This window comes from Rhizobium sp. PAMB 3174 (assembly GCF_052908375.1).
On the sequence record NZ_CM128608.1, the window covers coordinates 3,602,501 to 3,621,325 of the forward strand.

Below are 18,825 nucleotides of genomic sequence, written 5' to 3' on the forward strand. Positions count from 1 at the left end.
GCAAGGACGCGATCCAGATCAGGGACAGGATCGCCTTTCTCAGAAAGAGCGGTGACGAGAGCTTTCCGGCGATGGACGACGAGGCACTGCTGGCGCGGCTTGAGGACTGGTTCATCCCCTTCCAGTCCGGGGTCACGAGTTTCGACGGCATTTCATCAGGCAACCTGGCGAAAGGCCTGCTGTCGCTCGTGCCTTATGAGAAAAAGGCTGACCTTGAACGGCTGGTACCGACGCATTTCACAGCGCCGACGGGGCAGAGCCATCCGATCCGCTATGACGGCGAGGAGCCGGTGCTTTCGATCCGCGTCCAGGAGCTTTTCGGCCTGACCACGCATCCGACGATCGGCGGTGGCCGTATACCTCTTCTGCTGGAGCTCTTGTCGCCGGCGCACCGGCTGATCCAGACGACGCGGGACCTGCCGGGCTTCTGGGCCGGGTCGTGGCGGGACGTGCGCGCGGACATGCGCGGGCGGTATCCGAAGCATGTCTGGCCGGACAATCCGGCGGAGGCTTTGCCGACGACACGTGCGAAACCCCGTGCTAAATGAGGTCCCATGACAGCAGTTGAGACAGTGGACGAGCTTTCCGACAAGGGCATGAAGCAATCCGACGATCATTCGAGCCGGCGCCTTCGCCTGCAGACGCTCATCCGGCTGAGATGGCTGGCGATCTGCGGCCAGGGTCTGACCGTCGCGCTCGTGTCGCTCGCCCTCGGGTTTGACATCCCGCTGGTCATGGCGGCCGTCCTGATCGCCAGCCTTGCCGGGCTCAACATGTACCTGACCTTCGGGTTTCCGGCGGCGCACCGCCTGACGCCGCGCGCGACGCTGATCGTCCTCAGCTTCGACCTGATCCAGCTTTCGGCGCTTCTCTTCATCACCGGCGGATTGGCCAACCCCTTCGCGCCGCTGATCTGCGTGCCGGTGGTCATCTCGTTCGCCTCGCAGCCGATCCGGCATTCGATGGCGTTGATCGTGATCGCGCTGGCGGCGACAACGATCCTTGCCTTTTCGCCCTTCTCCCTGCCATGGATGCCGGGCGAGGAGATCGCGCTGCATCCGGTGATGCAGCTTGCCGTCTGGAGCGCCATTGCCACAATGATGGGTTTCGCAGCCTTCTATACCCACCGTGTTTCGCGCGAGGCGACCGAGCTCTCCGATGCGCTGACTGCAACCGAACTGGTGCTGCAGCGGCAGAAGCACCTGTCCCAGCTCGACGGACTTGCCGCCGCCGCCGCCCACGAACTCGGGACGCCGCTCGCCACGATCAGCGTCGTCGCCAAGGAAATGGAGCGGGGGCTGGCCAAGGACGATCCGCTGCGCGAGGACGTGATGTTGCTCAGAAGCCAGAGCGAGCGCTGCAGGGACATTCTTCGCCGGCTGACGACGCTATCGACCGAAGGCGACACGCATATGCGCAACCTGCCGCTGTCGTCGATGATCGAGGAGGTCATAGCGCCGCACCGCGACGCCGGCGTCGACATCATTGTCGTGGAAAAGAGCGAGCGCGCCAAGGAACCAACGGGGATACGCAACGACGCCATTACCTACGGGCTCGGCAATCTGGTGGAGAATGCCGTCGACTATGCGCAAACCGAGGTGACGATTACCGTCGAACACGATGCGGCGCGCATTTCGATCACCATAGAAGACGACGGCGAAGGCTATCCGCCGGACATCCTCGCCCGCATCGGGGAGCCCTATGTCACCAGCCGCAATCGCGATGACATTGCCGGCGGCCTGGGTCTCGGCCTGTTCATCGCCAAGACGCTTCTGGAGCGGTCGGGGGCGAGCCTCAGGTTCGAAAACAAGGCGGAAGACGACCCGGGCGCCCGCATCATCGTCAGCTGGCCGCGCTATCTGATGGAAACGAAAGCGGCAATTTAACTTTACCCGTGCGGCAAAGACACCATATAGACGTTTGAAATTGCCTACTTGTGGCACGCGATGTGAACAGGACCACAGGACATGAGTGAAAAAGACATGAGCCTACCCGCCGGGACCGACGTCGATCCGGACATAAACGACAATCCCATCGGACCGGATGCCTCGCTGCTGATCGTCGATGACGACGGTCCTTTCGTTCGCCGCCTTGCGCGCGCCATGGAAACGCGGGGCTTCGCCGTCGAAATGGCGGAAACGGTCTCCGAAGGCATTGCCAAGACCCGCGCCCATGCGCCGAAATATGCCGTGATCGACCTCCGGCTGAGCGACGGCAACGGGCTGGACGTGATCGAGGCGATCCGCAAGGAGCGCAACGACACACGCATCATCGTGCTGACGGGCTACGGCAACATCGCCACGGCGGTGAATGCCGTGAAACTCGGCGCCGTCGATTATCTCGCCAAGCCGGCCGACGCGGATGACGTCTACGCCGCCCTGACCCAACGTCCCGGCGAGAAGGCCGAACTGCCGGAAAATCCGATGTCGGCCGATCGTGTGCGCTGGGAGCATATCCAGCGCGTCTACGAGATGTGCGAGCGCAACGTCTCGGAAACCGCCCGCCGGCTCAACATGCACCGCCGCACACTGCAGCGGATTCTGGCCAAGCGCGCGCCGAAATAGCGTTACTCGCCTGTCGGCGTCCTTGCCGCCGCCCATTCCGCCCGCATCAGCCTTTCGGCGGCCGTGCGGGAGAAGTTGAGCGTGATCGCCTTGCGCCGTGACGCCGCAAGGCGGCTCTCGGATGCCTCGCGCACAATGTGCGCACCATAGCCGTCCGAAAGGATGAGACCGCAGGCCTCCGGAAAGATATCCAGCGGCACGCCCTTGTGCGTGGCGAAATAGAAGGTGTCGCAGTGGTCGAGATATTCGGGCCATTTGCGATCGACCCGAAAGTCCTCGATCGAGGTCTTGATCTCGACGATGGTGATGTCGCCCTTGTCCGAAAGGCAGATGAGATCGGCGCGCCGACCGCCGGCGAGCGAAAGCTCCGGAAGCACGGCCAGTCTCATTTCGTGCATCAGGATCTGCACCCCTCTGCGCACCAGCATCGCACGATCGGACTGGCGACCGTCAAGAAGCGGATTGTCGTTGTGGATGTCGAGTATCGCCATGCGCTCACTTCACGTATACGTAATGTTGATTCTTTTGAAATTGTTGCAAAAATGCAATTCACTTTCAATTTGGGGGGCGCTACCAAGTCTAGCGCGTACGGTCGCTCGAAAAACTCGGTTTAACAGAAAATAAACCATACTCGACGATTTTGGCGAAGCCGTATTAATCAGATTCCTTACCAGACGAGACCCCTATGCGCTTTCGCACCGCCCTGACCGCATTCGCCCTGGCTGCCACCCTTGCCGCAGCCGGGTGCTCCACCACCTCGGAGACAGGTGGAACGACGACCGAAACCTCCCAGATCTTCACCAATTCCTACGGCTCGGTTACCGATTCCGGCTACACCCTGCCGGCGATCCCGATCTCGAAGGTGCCGGAACGCTTCCATCGCCAGATCGTCAGCTATCGCACCAGCGAAAAGCCGGGCACGATCATTGTCGATACGCCTTCGCGCTTCCTCTACTATGTGCTGCCCGGCGGCAAGGCCGTTCGTTACGGCATCGGCGTCGGCAAGCAGGGCTTCTCCTGGTCCGGAAACGCTTACGTCGCCTGGAAGCAGGAATGGCCGACTTGGCATCCGCCGAAGGAAATGGCCGTGCGCAAGCCGGAAGTCGCCAAGTATGTCGAGGACGGCATGGGCCCGGGCCTGAGCAACCCGCTCGGTGCACGCGCGCTCTACCTCTTCAACGACCAGGGCCAGGACACGCTCTTCCGCCTTCATGGCACGCCTGAATGGAACTCGATCGGCAAGGCCGTTTCGTCCGGCTGCATCCGCCTGATGAACCAGGACATCATCGACCTCTATTCGCGCGTCACGCCCGGCCGCAACACCAAGGTCATCGTGCAGCAGTAATTGCCGCTTCCGCAAAGACTAAAAAGCCGCCGGTGAGATTGTCTCCCGGCGGCTTTTTCGTTTGAACTTTTGCGATCGTCAGGCGGCCTGGGCCTTCAGGTCCAGGCGGCGGCGGTGCAGCACCGGCTCGGTATAGCCGTTCGGCTGTTCGCGGCCCTTCAGAACCAGGTCGAGAGCGGCCTGGAAGGCGATCGAGGCGTCATAGTCCTTCGCCATCGGCACATAGGCCGGGTCGCCGGCATTCTGGCCATCGACGACGACCGCCATGCGCTTCATGGTCTCGACGATCTGTTCTTGTGTCACGACGCCGTGATGCAGCCAGTTGGCCATATGCTGGGAGGAGATGCGCAGCGTCGCCCGGTCTTCCATCAGTCCGACATTGTTGATGTCCGGCACCTTGGAGCAACCGACGCCCTGGTCGACCCAGCGCACGACGTAGCCGAGAATGCCCTGCGCATTGTTGTCGAGTTCGGCCTGGATTTCCTCCGGCGTCCAGTTCGGACGCGAAGCAACCGGCACGGACAGGATGTCGGACAGTTTCGCACGGTCCCGACCGGCAAGCTTCTTCTGGACGTCGGCGACGTTGATCTTGTGGTAGTGGGTGGCGTGCAGGGTCGCGGCCGTCGGCGACGGCACCCAGGCGGTGTTGGCGCCGGCTTTCGGATGGCCGATCTTCTGCTCGAGCATGGCCGCCATCAGATCCGGCATCGCCCACATGCCCTTGCCGATCTGCGCATGGCCGGACAGACCGCATTCGAGGCCGATGTCGACGTTCCAGTTTTCGTAGGCCGAAATCCAGGCCGCCTGCTTCATGTCGCCCTTGCGGATCATCGGCCCGGCTTCCATCGAGGTGTGGATCTCGTCGCCGGTTCGGTCGAGGAAGCCCGTGTTGATGAAGACGACGCGGGTCCTAGCGGCGCGGATGCATTCCTTGAGGTTGACCGTCGTCCGGCGCTCTTCGTCCATGATGCCCATCTTGATGGTGTCGCGGGCCATCCCGAGCGCATCTTCGACGCGGCTGAAGATCTCGCAGGCAAAAGCGACCTCTTCCGGGCCGTGCATCTTCGGCTTGACGACATACATCGAGCCTTCGCGGGAATTGGCGCGGCGGCCATCGGGACCGATGTCGTAAAGGGCGATCAGGGCGGTAATCATCGCGTCCATGATGCCTTCCGGCACCTCGTTGCCGTCGCGGTCGAGGATCGCCGGATTGGTCATCAGGTGGCCGACATTGCGCACCAGCATCAGTGAGCGGCCTTTCAGTGTCGCCTTCTGATGGTCAGGCGTCAGATAGTCGAGATCGTCATTCAGCTTGCGGGTGAAGGTCTTACCGCCCTTGGAGACTTCTTCGGTCAGATCACCGCGCATCAGGCCGAGCCAGTTAGCATAGACGGTGACCTTGTCCTCGGCATCGACCGCAGCGACCGAATCCTCGCAATCCATGATCGTGGTGATCGCCGATTCGAGGCCGACATCGGCGATATGGGCCGGATCGTCCTTGCCGATCATGCTGTCCGGGTCGACGAAGACCAGCGTGTGCAGGTTGTTGGTCTTGAAATAGAGGCGGTAGGCCGTGTCGCTTTCGCGCTTGAAGCCGACATATTGCGACGGGTCGGCAAGGCCGGTCTGTCCGGCCTCGGTGTCGACGATCAACGCGCCGTTCTCGAATTCGAACCCCGTAACATCGGCCCATTTGCCTGCGGCAAGCGGCACGCTCTCGTCCAGGAGGCTTTTCGCCCAAGCGATGACACGCGCGCCGCGCTGCGAATCGTACCCTTTGCCCGTCGGCAGGTCGCCGAGCGCATCCGTGCCATAGAGCGCATCATAGAGCGAACCCCAGCGCGCATTGGCGGCGTTCAGCGCATAGCGGGCGTTCATGACCGGCACGACAAGCTGCGGACCGGCGATCGAGGCGATTTCGGGATCGACATTCTTCGTCTCGACCGAGAAATCCGGACCTTCCGGCAGCAGATAGCCGATCTCGCGCAGGAAGCCCTCGTAGACGGCCATGTCGACCGGCGCGCCGTTTTGGCGGTACCAGTCATCGATCCTGGCCTGCAGATCGTCGCGCTTCTTCAGGAGAGCCCGGTTCTTCGGCGCAAGATCATGGACGATCGACGAAAAGGCAGAGAAGAAATGCTCCGCATCGACCCCGGTCCCAGGCAATGCCTGGTCGACCAGAAAGTCATGGAGGGCTTTATCGATCGACAATCCGTTCTTTTCAATCCGGCTCATGCGGTAATCTCCCAGCAGCGGCTACGCGCCGATTTTCGGCATTCTTGGCGATAGTGCCAAATTGCACCGGAAAGACTCGATGTCAATTTTGCAAAAGTTCCAAGGATTTTTTCCATTTTGGAATAAGTGTGATTTTCGCGCTGTCAGCGGGCGGTAATCCGCATCGGTACTCCGCCCTTCGGCTGGGTCGTCAGCCGCTGTACGGGCCAGGGATTCGTCTCAGGCAGCACGTCGAAACGGAAGCGGTGCATGAGCGTCGCCAGGATGATGACCGCCTCCTGCATGGCGAAGGTCGCGCCGATGCAGATGCGCGGGCCGGCACCGAAGGGCAGAAACTGGAAGCGCCCGATGCGGTCGCGATTTTCCGGCAGGAAGCGCTCGGGCATGAAAGCGCGCGGCTTTTCCCAGTAGAGCGTATGGCGATGGAGCGTCCACGGCATGATGAGGATGGTGATGCCCGCCGGTATCTCCAGTGTCTTGCCGTCGCCGTCGACCCATGTGTCGGCGTCGATCGCCGCGCGATTGATCGACGGTGCAGGCGGATAGAGCCGAAGGGCTTCCTCAAAGGAGGCGCGGACGTTCGGCATCCGGTCTAGCCAGGTCACCGGTTCGGCACCACTTGCGATAACCTCGTCGATCTCGCCTTCCATCCGCTCGCGGACGGCAGGCGCATTGCCAATGCAGTATAGCGTCCATGCCAGCGCACGAGCGGTGGTTTCGTGGCCGGCGCCGATGAAGGTCAGGATGTTGTCGGCGATTTCCTCGTCCGAGAGGCCGTCCGGACCGCCGGCTTCCAGCAGCAGCGTAAGGAAATCTTCCGGCACGGATTGCCGGTCGGTCTCCATGCGCGCCCTCCTCGCCTCCATCGTCTGCCGAACGATGTCCCTGAACTTTTCGAGCACCTTCTGGCCGCGCCAGCGGCTGACGCGCGGCAACCATGACGGCGCCAGCAGCAGATCGAGCGGGTCGACACGCCCCATGGTCGCGAGCAGCTGGTTCACATCCTCGGCAAAATCGTCCGTGACGCTGGCGATCTCGCCGGAAAACAGGGTGTCGGACAGGATGGCGAAGGTGAGCTCGGTCATGTCGACAGCAACATCGCGATGAACTGCCTCGCCGTCTTCGGACCGGTAGCGATCGAGGAAGGCGACCGACTGGCTGAGCATCTGGCTGGCGAAGCCGAGCGCATGGCGTGGCGTGAAGACGGGCGCCATTGCCTTGCGCGAGCGCTTCCAGACGGGACCTTCTGCCGTCAGCAGGCCGTCCCGGAGGATCGGCCGCAGGATCAGCTGCCGGACCGTGGACATGCGATAGTTGGCGGCATTGTCGACGAGAATATGCCGGATCAGGCCGGGATCGTTGACGATGAGGGTCCGCTGGTTGAGAAACTTCGCGTCGATATAGGGCAGCGTATACGACGGCTCGCCCCAGAGTTCGAGCGGGTTGCGGAAGACCGTCTTGATGATTTCCAGCCGGCCGGGCGGCGAGGTCCTGGGAATGGGAGCTGGTGGCTCGAAGGGGTCGGGACGCATGTCCATGGATGTCTTCCTCTTTGCCTCAAGGTTAGGGCATGTGCCCCCGCAGTCAATCGAACAATCCCGGCGCAATTGCGAATGCGGATCCGGTCGGGGCTGCGCGCATTGACGAAACGAAATCACTAATCAAACGATTGACTAGTAATGGCGATTACCATTAGATGGTAATTCTTATTACCAATCCGTACTTCTTGCGACGCAAACCGGCAGACCTCGCTATTGCGTGAGGGCCAATCTCCTTTACGGAGCCGGCAGACACGTTGCGCAATCGTTCATCGACAGGACCGCGACGTGACTGCAATTGCCCCAATTCCAAGCATCGGCCTTCCCCGGTCTCTGCAAGAGGGAGAGACGGTTCTCGAGACATATAAGGTGGTGAAGCGCCTCGGCATCGGCCGGACCGGCGAGGTCTACCAGATGATCAATTGCCAATCCGGTCGCAACGTTGCGATGAAATACGTCCGCGGAGAGACGCAAGGCCGCGAGGCCGCGCAACGCGAAATGAAGGCCCAGACCGCCTGCCGCCACGAGCATGTTGTGGATACGCTGGCGTTCCATCCGCACGATCAATACTCCATGATCGAGATGGAATTCATGGACGACGGCTCGCTTGCCGACACGCTCGCGAGACGCTTCGTTCCCGTCGCGGAATCGGTCGACTATACGCGGCAGATCCTGGCGGCACTGTCGAAAGTCCACAACATAGGGGTGGTACATCGCGATGTCGGCGCCGAAAATGTCATGCTGTCCGGCGACACCGCCAAGCTGACGGATTTCGGTGCCGCCTTCCACATGCCCACCGGCCGGATGGTTTCCGATCTCGTCTACAAGCCCTATATCCCGCCCGAAACCGCCGCCGGGGACGCCTCGTCGCCCTCCTGGGACATATTCGATGCCGGGCTGATGCTGCTGCGCAGCGTCAACAACATGGCGAGCTTTCACAAGATCCTGACAGACGCACGGCAATCGCTGGACAAGGGAAGGAACATCGCGGACCTGATCGGTTTTGCCGACTACGTGCCGGAGCGGATCAGGCGAATCGTCAGAAAGGCGGTCAGCTTCGATCCGCACGACCGTTTTGATTCGGCGACCGAGTTCAAGCGCGCCCTCGACCAGCTGTCTTTCGCTCGACAATGGGTACGCGCCGGCGCCGACCGCTGGATGTGCGGAGAGGGAGACAATCAGGAAATTCTGGCGTTGCGTCCGGGTGTGTTTCCCGCCCTCATCCACACCGTCGGAACGAAACGGCATGCATTCTCGACCTTTCGAAGCGAAAATGAGGCGCGTCGCCGGATTGCGGCGCTGGTCGCCAAGTCGACACTCTGTTAGCCGGCGCAGACCGCGGAGCGCCAGACCCCTTCCCCGGTTTGACCCGGAACAGCCTCTTGTCTTACCTTGATCCGGGGTGGGTCTCGGGGAACAAGATCTTGAACGACATAGACGAGGAAATGCCGGCCGCTCGCGACGAGCGCAGGGCGGCGATATTGGACGCGGCTGCGGAGGTTTTTCTCGAGCAGGGCTATGCAGCAGCCAGCATCGATGCCGTGATCGAGAAGGTCGGCGGCTCGAAGCGCAACATCTACACACTCTTCGGCAACAAGGAGGGGCTGTTCATCGCCCTGATTTCCCAATGTGCCGAACAAGCGTCCAGCGAGATGTCTTTCGAAGGCGCGAGCCACCTGCCGCTCGAGGACGCGCTGCGGCAGTTCGCGTTGCGCTTTCTCAGCCTGTTCATGAGTCCGGTTATGGTCGGTGTTTATCGCGTCGTCGTCGGTGAAGCCTACCGGCTGCCGCATCTCGCCGAAGCCTTCTATGAAAACGGGCCGAAGAAGGGCGCGCGGCGGCTGGCCGCAATATTGTCCGCGGCAGTCGCGCGCGGCGAGATTCAGATCGACGATCCGCTCTACACGGCCACGCAGTTCATCGGCATGCTGCGGTCGAACCTTCACCTGGAGATCGTTCTCGGCCTGAGAGAGCCTCTCAGCCGGGCCGAAATCGAGACGGTTGCCGACACGTCTGTCGCGCTGTTCCTGGGCGGCCTGCTGCACCCGGAACCCGCGGCCCCGCCGGCGCCCTAACGCAGAAGACCCTGCAACTGATCCAGCTTGTCGTTGATGAGCCAGCCGTAATAGTTCTCTTCCGGCCAGGCCTTGCCGCCGGATTTCCGCTTTGCCGCCAGCTGGCGCGCGCGATCGCGGGAGGCCCCGAGATTGTACAGCGTGGCGGTGATGCCGGGATTGTCGGAAATGTCGACGCCGGCGATCTTCCTGTAATCGTCGATCGCGGTGCGGATGGTCGCGGCCATGTAGGCCAGCGACTGGTCGGGATCCATGATCGCCTTGTAGACGTCGGCCGCATCGTTCTCGTCGAGCTTCTTGTAGCCGGAGACGCGGTGGACCATGTCGCTCATCATCAACGCCGTCAGCGGATTGATCTGGCCGAGACCGAAGGTCTGCCCGGCGTAGAAGGGCTGGAAGAAGACGGCGGAGAAGCGGTTGTTCGGAAAGCTCTCGCCATCGACGGTCTTGCCACGGAACTTTGAATTCCAGACATCTTCCCGGCAGCTCCACAGGTCGTAGGAGCTCATTCCCGGCGTGCATCCGGCAAACTGCGGACGGTCGACGAAATGGTCGACCTTCTCGTCATTATAGGCGAAGCGGAAGCTCTCACCGGCGTAGGAAGCCGCCTTGATGTAATAGGACTGCAGCCGGTCGTAGGCATCGACATTATAGGTGTGCTCGCCGACGAGGGCGCCGATCATATGTATCGGATCGATGCCGTACGCCGCGGCCGTGGACTTGATCTTGCTCATCAGCTTGTGGTCGGAAGACAGCAGCGCATAGATCTTGTCATACTTGTCATCAAAGCTGGTCCGGCCGGCCTTGGTCCGGCGGACGGATGCACCCGGGATCGGCGGCTGGGTGGCATTACGGTTGCCCGGCGGCACCATGTCGGCGGCGTGGGATGCAAGCGGAAAGCTGGTCAGGGCAATCACGAGTACCGTGCGGAGAAGCTTCACGATCGAATGGTCCTGTAAACGTTGAGCAGATGCTGGTCCCACGGGCTCCGTTTCTCGGAAAGCCACGACCAACACTCTATGCCGTCAAACTTCCGGCATGAAAAGGGACGGCCCCTCCTTAAAGAAAAGGAGAGGCCGTTGTCGAGTGCCAAACGGTCACAGTGCCGTGACGCGGGTTCAAGCCCTTGCGCGCATTCGGCTATTTTGCCTGTCGCTACAGGATGTAGCGCGACAGGTCGGTGTCGGCGGCAAGATCGCCGACATGCTTGCGGACATAGGCCTGGTCGATCGTCACGCCGGAACCAGAGCGATCCGGCGCGTTGAAGGAGATCTCGTCGAGCACACGCTCCATCACGGTCTGCAGGCGGCGCGCGCCGATGTTCTCGACCGTCGCGTTCAGATGAACCGCGACATCGGCCAGCGCATCGATGGCGTCCTCGGTGAAGTCGAGCGCCACCTCTTCGGTGTCCATGAGCGCCTTGTACTGGCGAATGAGGCTTGCCTCCGTCTCCGTCAGGATGCGGCGGAAATCCTCCTTGGTCAGCGGCTTCAGCTCGACGCGGATCGGCAGGCGGCCCTGCAGCTCCGGCAACAGGTCCGACGGCTTGGACACGTGGAAGGCGCCCGAAGCGATGAACAGCACATGGTCGGTCTTGACCGGCCCGTACTTCGTCGAAACGGTCGTGCCTTCGACGAGCGGCAGCAGGTCGCGCTGCACGCCTTCGCGCGATACGCCGGCGCCCATGCCGCCGTCACGGGCGGCGATCTTGTCGATTTCGTCGAGGAAGACGATGCCGTCGTCTTCGACGGCACGGATCGCTTCACGCTGGATCACCTCGTTGTCGATCAGCTTGTCGGATTCGTCGCGGATCAGGTCGCCATAGGACGCCTTGACGGTCGTACGAAGCTTCTTTTTCGCGCCGCCCATCGCCTTCCCGAACAGATCCGACAGGTTGAGAACGCCAATATTGGCACCCGGCATGCCCGGCACTTCAAAGCCCGGCATGCCGCCGGTGCCGGTCTCGGCGATCTCGATGTCGATTTCCTTGTCGTCCAGTTCACCGGCGCGCAGCTTCTTGCGGAAACTTTCCCGGGTGGCCGGAGACGCGGTCGCGCCGACCAAGGCATCAAGCACGCGCTCTTCCGCGTTCTGGTGGGCCTTTGCCTCCACCTCGGCGCGCTTCTTTTCGCGCACCAGGCCGATGCCGACCTCGACGAGGTCGCGGATGATCTGTTCGACGTCACGGCCGACATAGCCGACTTCGGTGAACTTCGTCGCCTCGACCTTGATGAAGGGCGCGCCGGCGAGCTTGGCGAGGCGCCTGGAGATCTCGGTCTTGCCGACACCGGTCGGGCCGATCATCAGGATGTTCTTCGGCATGACCTCGTCACGCAGGTCGGGTTCCAGCTGCTGGCGGCGCCAGCGGTTTCTAAGCGCGATCGCAACGGCCCGCTTGGCCTCGTGCTGGCCGATGATGAAACGGTCGAGTTCGGAAACGATCTCGCGGGGGGAAAAATTGGTCATGAAAACCTCTTTCAGACAGGCGCGGGGCTTCCGCACCCAAGGTTGACGCCTGCCCCGATCAGGCGGCGTCGAGCGTTTCTACGATGATGTTGTTGTTGGTGTAGACGCAGATCTCGGCGGCGATCTCCATGGCGCGGCGGGCGATCTCGTCGGCCGGAAGGTCGGTGCCCATCAGAGCGCGTGCGGCCGCATAGGCGTAATTGCCGCCCGAGCCGATCGCCATCGTGCCGTGTTCGGGTTCCAGCACATCGCCATTGCCGGTCACGGCAAGGGTGATGGTTTCGTCCGCGACCAACATCATGGCCTCGAGGTTGCGCAGATACTTGTCGGTTCGCCAGTCCTTGGCGAGCTCGACGGCGGCGCGCATCAGCTGGCCCGGATACTGCTCGAGCTTCTTCTCGAGCCTTTCGAGAAGGGTGAAGGCATCCGCGGTGGCGCCGGCAAAACCGGCAATGACGTTGCCGCCCTTGCCGATGCGGCGCACCTTGCGGGCATTGCCCTTCATGACGGTCTGGCCGAGCGAGACCTGGCCGTCGCCGGCCATCACCACCTTGTCGCCCTTGCGTACGGTGATGATGGTTGTGGCGTGCATTGTTCCAAACGGATTGTGTTCACTCATATGACACCCTTGTACCGGTGTTCATCGCTATGGATACCGGCTTTGCTGTTCCGAATATGAGAGCCTATGTAAGCCGCCTTGCCACGATTGCAATCGCGGCGCGGTCAAATGCGGCCGGAGAGCGGTCCCCTGCGGCTTTTTGCGATGGTCCTTCTGGATATTTGCCGGTGCGCCTGTTATTGAGCGGCGATATTTTCCTTGTCGGAGCAGAGAGATGGCAGAAACCGGCCGCATCGCCAGCGTCAAGCGGACGACCAACGAGACCTCCGTTTCCGTATCCGTCAACATCGACGGCACGGGATCCGCGAAGATTTCGACGGGTGTCGGCTTCTTCGACCATATGCTCGACCAGCTGTCGCGACATTCGCTGATCGACATGGAGATCGAGGTCAAGGGCGACCTGCATATCGACGATCACCACACCGTCGAGGACACCGGCATCGCGCTCGGCCAGGCGATTTCGAAGGCGCTCGGCGACCGACGCGGCATTGCCCGCTACGCCTCGCTCGACCTCGTGATGGACGAGACGATGACGAAGGCCGGCGTCGACCTGTCCGGCCGCCCCTTCCTCGTCTGGAACGTCGCCTTCTCGGCGCCGAAGATCGGCACGTTCGACACGGAACTGGTGCGCGAATTCTTCCAGGCCTTCGCGCAGAATGCCGGCATCACGCTGCATGTGCTGAACCATTACGGCGCCAACAACCATCATATCGCCGAGACCTGCTTCAAAGCGGTGGCACGGACGTTGCGGACGGCAACGGAGATCGACCCCCGCCAACAGGGCCGCGTTCCTTCGACAAAGGGAACGCTTGTTTGAACCTGCCACAATCCGGGTAGGACAGCGAATGGCAAGTTATATCGTTCTGACATCGCCGGATGGCCTGGACAGGGATCACGCCTTGACGAAGGTGATCCGCGACAGTTTCAGCCTCACGGCCTTCCTGGTGCCGGCGCTCTGGCTTTACGCGCATCGTCTGTGGATCTCCGGCTCGATCGCCCTCGTTTTGCAGATGGTCGCGCTTCAGCTGTTCGGCATCAGCGGTTTCGGATGGGCGGGCCTTGCGCTTCTGCTGACGGTCTCGCTGGTCGCGGCCCTTGAGGGCCGGATGCATTATATCCGGCTGCTCGAGGCCGATGGCTGGAAACTCAGCGATATCGTCACAGCCCGCAATCTCGGCGACGCGGAAGCGATCTATTTTGCCGGCTTACAAGATGACGAAAATCCGCCCCCGGCCGCGGCCCGTCCGGCCATGCCGCCGTCGAGTACCCGCCCGCGAGCATCCGAGCCAGGCCTGTTCGGCTTTTATGATCCTGAAGGAGGACGCAACTAACATGCGCGTCGCAATCATTGACTACGGCTCCGGCAATCTGCGTTCGGCCACCAAGGCCTTCGAGCGCGCCGCCCGGGAAGCCGGCATCCCCGCCGAGATAGACCTCACCGACAAGGCCGATCGCGTGGCGAGCGCCGACCGGATCGTGCTGCCTGGTGTTGGCGCCTATGCCGACTGCCGCGCAGGGCTCGACGCCGTGCCGGGCATGCACGAGGCGATCGTCGACGTGGTCGAGAACAAGGCCCGCCCCTTCCTCGGTATCTGCGTCGGCATGCAGCTGATGTCGTCGCGCGGGCTGGAAAAGACGATCACCACGGGATTCGGCTGGATCAAGGGCGACGTCGTGGAGATGACTCCCGGCGATCCGGCGTTGAAGATTCCGCAGATCGGCTGGAACACGCTGAACCTCAACCGCCCGCACCCGCTCTTTGACGGTATTCCGACCGGTCCCGACGGACTGCACGCCTATTTCGTGCACTCCTACCACCTGGCCGCCGAGAACGCCGAGGACGTCATCGCCACGACCGACTACGGTGGGCCGATGACCGCCTTCGTCGGCCGCGACAACATGGCCGGCTCTCAGTTCCACCCGGAGAAGAGCCAGAAGCTCGGCCTCGCGCTGATCACCAACTTCCTGCGCTGGGCGCCCTGACAGACGGATATCCGACCATGATCCTTTTCCCCGCAATCGACCTCAAGGACGGCCAGTGCGTGCGCCTGAAGCTTGGCGACATGGATCAGGCGACCGTCTACAATCCCGATCCGGCAGCGCAGGCGAAAGCCTTCGAGGACCAGGGCTTCGAATGGCTGCATGTGGTCGACCTCAACGGCGCCTTTGCCGGCGAGACGGTCAACGGCGCCGCGGTCGACGCGATCCTGAAAGCGACGAAGAACCCGGTCCAGCTCGGCGGCGGCATCCGCACGCTGGACCACATCGAAAACTGGCTGTCGCGCGGCCTGTCGCGCGTCATTCTCGGCACCGTCGCGGTCCGCGATCCGGAGCTCGTCATCGAAGCCTGCAAAAAGTTTCCCGGCAAGGTCGCCGTCGGCATCGATGCCAAGGGCGGCAAGGTTGCGGTCGAAGGCTGGGCGGAAGCCTCCGAACTAGGCGTCATCGAGCTTGCCAAAAAATTCGAGGGCGCCGGCGTCGCGGCGATCATCTACACCGACATCGACCGCGACGGCATCCTGACCGGCATCAACTGGGATTCGACGCTGGAGCTCGCCGATGCCGTCTCCATTCCGGTGATCGCGTCCGGCGGCCTCGCCTCGCTCGACGACATCCGCCGCATGCTGGAGCCCGATGCCTCCAAGCTCGAAGGTGCGATTTCCGGCCGGGCGCTCTATGATGGGCGCATCGATCCGGCCGAGGCGCTGAAGCTGATCCGTGACGCGAAGGAACTGGCCCGATGACCCTCAAAGCCCGCGTGATCCCCTGCCTGGACGTGAAAGACGGCCGTGTCGTCAAGGGCGTCAATTTTGTCGATCTGATCGATGCCGGCGATCCGGTCGAATCGGCCCGCGCCTATGATGCCGCCGGTGCCGACGAACTCTGCTTCCTCGACATCACCGCTTCCTCCGACAACCGCGACACGATCTTCGACGTCGTCCGGCGCACCGCCGAGCATTGCTTCATGCCGCTGACGGTCGGCGGCGGTGTTCGTGCGATTGCCGACATCCGCAAACTGCTGCTCTGCGGTGCCGACAAGGTCTCGATCAATTCGGCGGCGGTCAACAATCCCGATTTCGTCGCAGAAGCCGCCGACAAGTTCGGCAACCAGTGCATCGTCGTCTCGATCGACGCCAAGAAGGTCTCCAAGGCCGGCGAAACGGATCGTTGGGAAATCTTCACCCATGGTGGCCGCAATCCGACGGGCATCGATGCCGTCGAGTTTGCCGGCAAGATGGTAGAGCGCGGCGCGGGCGAACTGCTGGTCACCTCGATGGATCGGGACGGCACCAAGAGCGGCTACGATATCGCGCTGACACGCACCATCGCCGACAGCGTTCGCGTTCCGGTCGTCGCCTCGGGCGGTGTCGGCACGCTCGACGATCTCGTTGCGGGGGTGAAGGACGGTCATGCGACGGCTGTTCTCGCCGCCTCGATCTTCCACTTCGGGACGTATTCCATCGCCGAAGCCAAGCGCTATATGTCCGACAGCGGCATCGCCATGCGGCTCGATTAGGAGAGTTCGATGACCACCTTCACGCTAGCCGATCTGGAGGCGATCGTCGCCAAGCGGGCGAACGCCTCTCCCGACGAGTCCTGGACCGCGAAACTCGCCGCCGCCGGCCAGGCGAAAGCGGCCAAGAAGCTCGGCGAAGAGGCCGTGGAAACCGTCATCGCCGCCATCAGCCAGGACCGCAAGAATCTGGTCGATGAAAGTGCTGATTTGCTTTATCACCTGCTGGTCGTGTTGAAGATTGCAGACATTCCGCTTGAGGACGTTCTGGCCGAGCTCGAACGGCGGACTGCGCAATCGGGCTTGCAGGAAAAGGCTAGCCGATAAGGGAAGGACGCGCATGGACAGCGCCGAGTCGGTTGAGTTTCTCGACCATTTCAAGGAGAGCCAGTACTCTCCCTACCGTTTCTTCACCTCGGACGAATGGGCAAAGTTCAGGGCCGACACGCCGCTGACGCTGTCCGCCGACGAAGTGAACCGGCTGCGTTCGCTCAACGACCCGATCGATCTCGCGGAAGTGCGGCGCATCTATCTGTCGCTGTCACGGCTGCTTTCCGCCCATGTCGAATCCTCCCAGCTGCTTTTCCAGCAGCGCTCGAGCTTCCTGAACTTCAAGGCCGACGTCAAAACGCCCTTCATCATCGGCATTGCCGGTTCCGTGGCGGTCGGAAAATCGACCACTGCCCGTATCCTGAAGGAATTGCTCGCCCGCTGGCCGTCGAGCCCGAAGGTGGATCTCATCACCACCGACGGCTTCCTGCATCCAAACGCCTACCTGCAGGCCAATGGCATGATGGATCGCAAGGGTTTTCCGGAAAGCTACGACATCGGCGCCATCCTGCGCTTCCTCTCCGGCATCAAGGCAGGCCGGCCGAACGTCAAGGCGCCCTGCTATTCGCACCTGGTCTACGATGTCATTCCGGACCAGTTCATCACCATCGACAGGCCGGACATCCTGATCTTCGAGGGCATCAACGTCCTGCAGTCGCGCGACCTGCCCGCCGACGGCAAGATGGTGCCGATCGTCTCCGACTTCTTCGATTTCTCGATCTACATCGATGCCGACGAGGAACTCATTCACACCTGGTACGTGGAGCGCTTCATGCGGTTGCGCGACACGGCCTTCCGCGACCCGACGTCCTACTTCCACCGCTACGCATCGATCGGCGCGGACGAGGCGCTGAAGATCGCCGAGGGCCTGTGGGCCAATACGAATCTCAAAAACCTGCACCAGAACATCCTGCCGACCCGGCCGCGCGCCGATCTCATCCTGCAGAAGGGCAAGGATCATCTGGTCGAGAAGGTGGCGCTCAGAAAGCTCTGAGGCTCAAGGGTTCATGCGCCGCATGGTGAGGTTGATGCGTCCGCCGTTCTTGAGCAGCCCCGACGTGTCGGGATAAATACGGTCAACCCCGTGGAAATTCAGACGGCCCTCGCCGCCGATGATCACCGCGTCGCCGCTTTCCAGCCGGAAGGATACGGTCCTGTCGTTGCGATTCTTGCCGCCGACGCGGAAAAGGCAGGCGTTGCCAAGCGACAGCGACAGGACGGGCGCCGACAAATCCTTCTCGTCCCGGTCCTGGTGAAGCCCCATCTTCGCATCGTCGGTGTAATAGTTGACCAGGCAGGCTTCTGGCTCCTGCGCATATCCGGAAAGCTCCGACCATATATCCAGCAGCAAATGCGGCATGGCCGGCCACGGCTTTCCGGTCGCCGGATGCGTCGGCTGGTAGCGGTATCCCCGCTCCTTGTCGGTCACCCAGCCGAGAGGGCCGCAATTGGTCATGCGCACCGACATCGGCTTTCCGGTCTTCGGCATGGTCGGCACGAACAGAGGTGCCTCTGCCACCACCGCGCGGATTTCCGCGAGAACGGCTTCCTGCCGTTCCCGATCGAGATAGCTCGGTATGTGTCGGATGCCTTTCGGCAAAACCAGCATGAGGCGACCTCATCCGGACCGGTATAGGCTCAGTCCAGCGGCGGAATACGCAGAACCTGGCCCGGATAGATCTTGTCCGGATGGCTCAGCATCGGCTTGTTGGCTTCGAAAATGACCGTATTCTTGGCGCCCTTCCCCTTGCCATACTGATGCTCGGCAATTTTCCAGAGATTGTCGCCCTTCTTGACCGTGTAGAAAACAGGCTCTGCCGCGTCTGCGCTTCCGACCTTGAGATCGGCGGCTTCGACTGACGAGATGCCAAGCGTGTTGCCAACCGCGACCACTGCCTTCTCGAAGATGGACTGGTCCTTGACCTCGCCCTTCAGCACGACCTTGTCGTCGACGACCGCCACGTCCACCTTGTCGGTGCCCAGACCGTGCGACTCCAGTTCCTTCTTCACCGCTTCCGCGTCAGGCGACTCGTCGTCTCCGCCGATGCCAAGCTTCTTGCCGGCGCTCTTGATAAAGCTGAACAGACCCATCGTTTCACTCCCTGGTTCTTACGCCATTGCAGTTGAATGGAGCAGGCC

Annotated in this window: 21 protein-coding genes (1 of these 21 running past the window's edge); 13 read left to right on the plus strand and 8 right to left on the minus strand. The window is 62.0% G+C overall.

Annotated elements, in window-relative coordinates; translation table 11 throughout:
* From hrpB to ACU5AY_RS17330, 3 genes are all read left to right on the plus strand, one after another.
* A protein-coding gene (hrpB, locus tag ACU5AY_RS17320) for an ATP-dependent helicase HrpB (protein ID WP_446827133.1) crosses the window boundary here: on the plus strand, positions 1-548 show its end. Its footprint begins 1,918 nt before the window's first position; 548 of the gene's 2,466 nt are visible here — the last part of the coding sequence; its start codon lies beyond the left edge, outside the window; its stop codon occupies positions 546-548.
* Between the two features lie 6 nt (positions 549-554).
* Positions 555-1,886, plus strand: coding sequence for an ActS/PrrB/RegB family redox-sensitive histidine kinase (locus ACU5AY_RS17325; protein WP_446822320.1), 1,332 nt, complete (start codon positions 555-557; stop codon positions 1,884-1,886).
* 96 nt (positions 1,887-1,982) lie between these two features.
* The gene (locus ACU5AY_RS17330) at positions 1,983-2,564 is read left to right on the plus strand and encodes an ActR/PrrA/RegA family redox response regulator transcription factor (RefSeq protein WP_446825978.1); all 582 of its coding nucleotides are present in this window, start codon (positions 1,983-1,985) and stop codon (positions 2,562-2,564) included.
* A 2-nt stretch (positions 2,565-2,566) separates the two neighbouring features.
* On the opposite strand, the gene ACU5AY_RS17335 is transcribed toward ACU5AY_RS17330, so the two are convergent.
* Positions 2,567-3,055: an MmcB family DNA repair protein gene (locus ACU5AY_RS17335; protein WP_446827134.1), complete on the minus strand. Its 489-nt coding sequence runs from the start codon at positions 3,053-3,055 to the stop codon at positions 2,567-2,569.
* A 194-nt stretch (positions 3,056-3,249) separates the two neighbouring features.
* Here ACU5AY_RS17335 and ACU5AY_RS17340 point away from each other — a divergent pair, with 194 nt between their 5' ends.
* Entirely contained in the window at positions 3,250-3,909 is a 660-nt protein-coding gene (locus ACU5AY_RS17340) for a L,D-transpeptidase (protein ID WP_446822322.1), read from the plus strand.
* 78 nt (positions 3,910-3,987) lie between these two features.
* Here the strand turns inward: ACU5AY_RS17340 and ACU5AY_RS17345 are convergent, their stop codons facing one another.
* Together ACU5AY_RS17345 and ACU5AY_RS17350 are read right to left on the minus strand one after the other, a co-directional pair.
* Positions 3,988-6,144: a malate synthase G gene (locus ACU5AY_RS17345; RefSeq protein WP_446827135.1), complete on the minus strand. Its 2,157-nt coding sequence runs from the start codon at positions 6,142-6,144 to the stop codon at positions 3,988-3,990.
* 143 nt (positions 6,145-6,287) lie between these two features.
* Positions 6,288-7,682: a cytochrome P450 gene (locus ACU5AY_RS17350; protein WP_446827136.1), complete on the minus strand. Its 1,395-nt coding sequence runs from the start codon at positions 7,680-7,682 to the stop codon at positions 6,288-6,290.
* Positions 7,683-8,051: 369 nt separating this feature from the next.
* Here ACU5AY_RS17350 and ACU5AY_RS17355 point away from each other — a divergent pair, with 369 nt between their 5' ends.
* A complete protein-coding gene (locus ACU5AY_RS17355; RefSeq protein ID WP_446827137.1) occupies positions 8,052-9,008 on the plus strand; it encodes a serine/threonine-protein kinase in 957 nt (318 codons plus the stop codon).
* A 119-nt stretch (positions 9,009-9,127) separates the two neighbouring features.
* A complete protein-coding gene (locus ACU5AY_RS17360) occupies positions 9,128-9,757 on the plus strand; it encodes a TetR/AcrR family transcriptional regulator (protein WP_446827138.1) in 630 nt (209 codons plus the stop codon).
* Here ACU5AY_RS17360 and ACU5AY_RS17365 read toward each other — a convergent pair.
* The 3 genes from ACU5AY_RS17365 to hslV all read right to left on the minus strand — a co-directional run bounded on the left by ACU5AY_RS17365 (position 9,754) and on the right by hslV (position 12,842).
* Positions 9,754-10,629, minus strand: coding sequence for a DUF1402 family protein (locus ACU5AY_RS17365; protein ID WP_446829050.1), 876 nt, complete (start codon positions 10,627-10,629; stop codon positions 9,754-9,756). The two genes, ACU5AY_RS17360 and ACU5AY_RS17365, sit on opposite strands and share 4 nt — an antisense overlap.
* A gap of 283 nt (positions 10,630-10,912) precedes the next feature.
* Positions 10,913-12,223: an ATP-dependent protease ATPase subunit HslU gene (gene hslU / locus ACU5AY_RS17370; RefSeq protein ID WP_446822327.1), complete on the minus strand. Its 1,311-nt coding sequence runs from the start codon at positions 12,221-12,223 to the stop codon at positions 10,913-10,915.
* 58 nt (positions 12,224-12,281) lie between these two features.
* Entirely contained in the window at positions 12,282-12,842 is a 561-nt protein-coding gene (gene hslV / locus ACU5AY_RS17375; RefSeq protein WP_261928279.1) for an ATP-dependent protease subunit HslV, read from the minus strand.
* A 214-nt stretch (positions 12,843-13,056) separates the two neighbouring features.
* Here hslV and hisB point away from each other — a divergent pair, with 214 nt between their 5' ends.
* The 7 genes from hisB to coaA are packed head-to-tail and all read left to right on the plus strand — an operon-like array spanning position 13,057 to position 17,680.
* A complete protein-coding gene (gene hisB / locus ACU5AY_RS17380) occupies positions 13,057-13,659 on the plus strand; it encodes an imidazoleglycerol-phosphate dehydratase HisB (RefSeq protein ID WP_446822328.1) in 603 nt (200 codons plus the stop codon).
* Positions 13,652-14,173, plus strand: coding sequence for a DUF2628 domain-containing protein (locus ACU5AY_RS17385; RefSeq protein ID WP_446827139.1), 522 nt, complete (start codon positions 13,652-13,654; stop codon positions 14,171-14,173). Before hisB ends, ACU5AY_RS17385 begins: the two co-directional genes overlap by 8 nt.
* A gap of 1 nt (position 14,174) precedes the next feature.
* On the plus strand, positions 14,175-14,825 hold the full coding sequence (gene hisH / locus ACU5AY_RS17390; protein WP_446822329.1) for an imidazole glycerol phosphate synthase subunit HisH: 651 nt from the start codon (positions 14,175-14,177) through the stop codon (positions 14,823-14,825).
* Positions 14,826-14,842: 17 nt separating this feature from the next.
* A complete protein-coding gene (hisA, locus tag ACU5AY_RS17395) occupies positions 14,843-15,586 on the plus strand; it encodes a 1-(5-phosphoribosyl)-5-[(5-phosphoribosylamino)methylideneamino]imidazole-4-carboxamide isomerase (protein ID WP_446827140.1) in 744 nt (247 codons plus the stop codon).
* Positions 15,583-16,359, plus strand: coding sequence for an imidazole glycerol phosphate synthase subunit HisF (gene hisF, locus ACU5AY_RS17400; RefSeq protein ID WP_446827141.1), 777 nt, complete (start codon positions 15,583-15,585; stop codon positions 16,357-16,359). Before hisA ends, hisF begins: the two co-directional genes overlap by 4 nt.
* A gap of 9 nt (positions 16,360-16,368) precedes the next feature.
* Positions 16,369-16,683 (plus strand): phosphoribosyl-ATP diphosphatase, encoded by a 315-nt coding sequence (locus tag ACU5AY_RS17405; protein ID WP_446827142.1) that lies wholly within the window; start codon positions 16,369-16,371, stop codon positions 16,681-16,683.
* Between the two features lie 13 nt (positions 16,684-16,696).
* Complete coding sequence (gene coaA / locus ACU5AY_RS17410) at positions 16,697-17,680, plus strand: type I pantothenate kinase (RefSeq protein ID WP_446822333.1); 984 nt, start codon at positions 16,697-16,699, stop codon at positions 17,678-17,680.
* Between the two features lie 3 nt (positions 17,681-17,683).
* Here the strand turns inward: coaA and ACU5AY_RS17415 are convergent, their stop codons facing one another.
* Positions 17,684-18,295 carry an alpha-ketoglutarate-dependent dioxygenase AlkB family protein gene (locus ACU5AY_RS17415; RefSeq protein WP_446827143.1) on the minus strand — a complete coding sequence of 204 codons (612 nt, stop codon included), beginning with the start codon at positions 18,293-18,295 and terminating at the stop codon, positions 17,684-17,686.
* A 29-nt stretch (positions 18,296-18,324) separates the two neighbouring features.
* Positions 18,325-18,777, minus strand: coding sequence for a peptidoglycan-binding protein LysM (gene lysM, locus ACU5AY_RS17420; protein ID WP_446827144.1), 453 nt, complete (start codon positions 18,775-18,777; stop codon positions 18,325-18,327).
* Between the last annotated feature and the right edge of the window lie 48 nt (positions 18,778-18,825).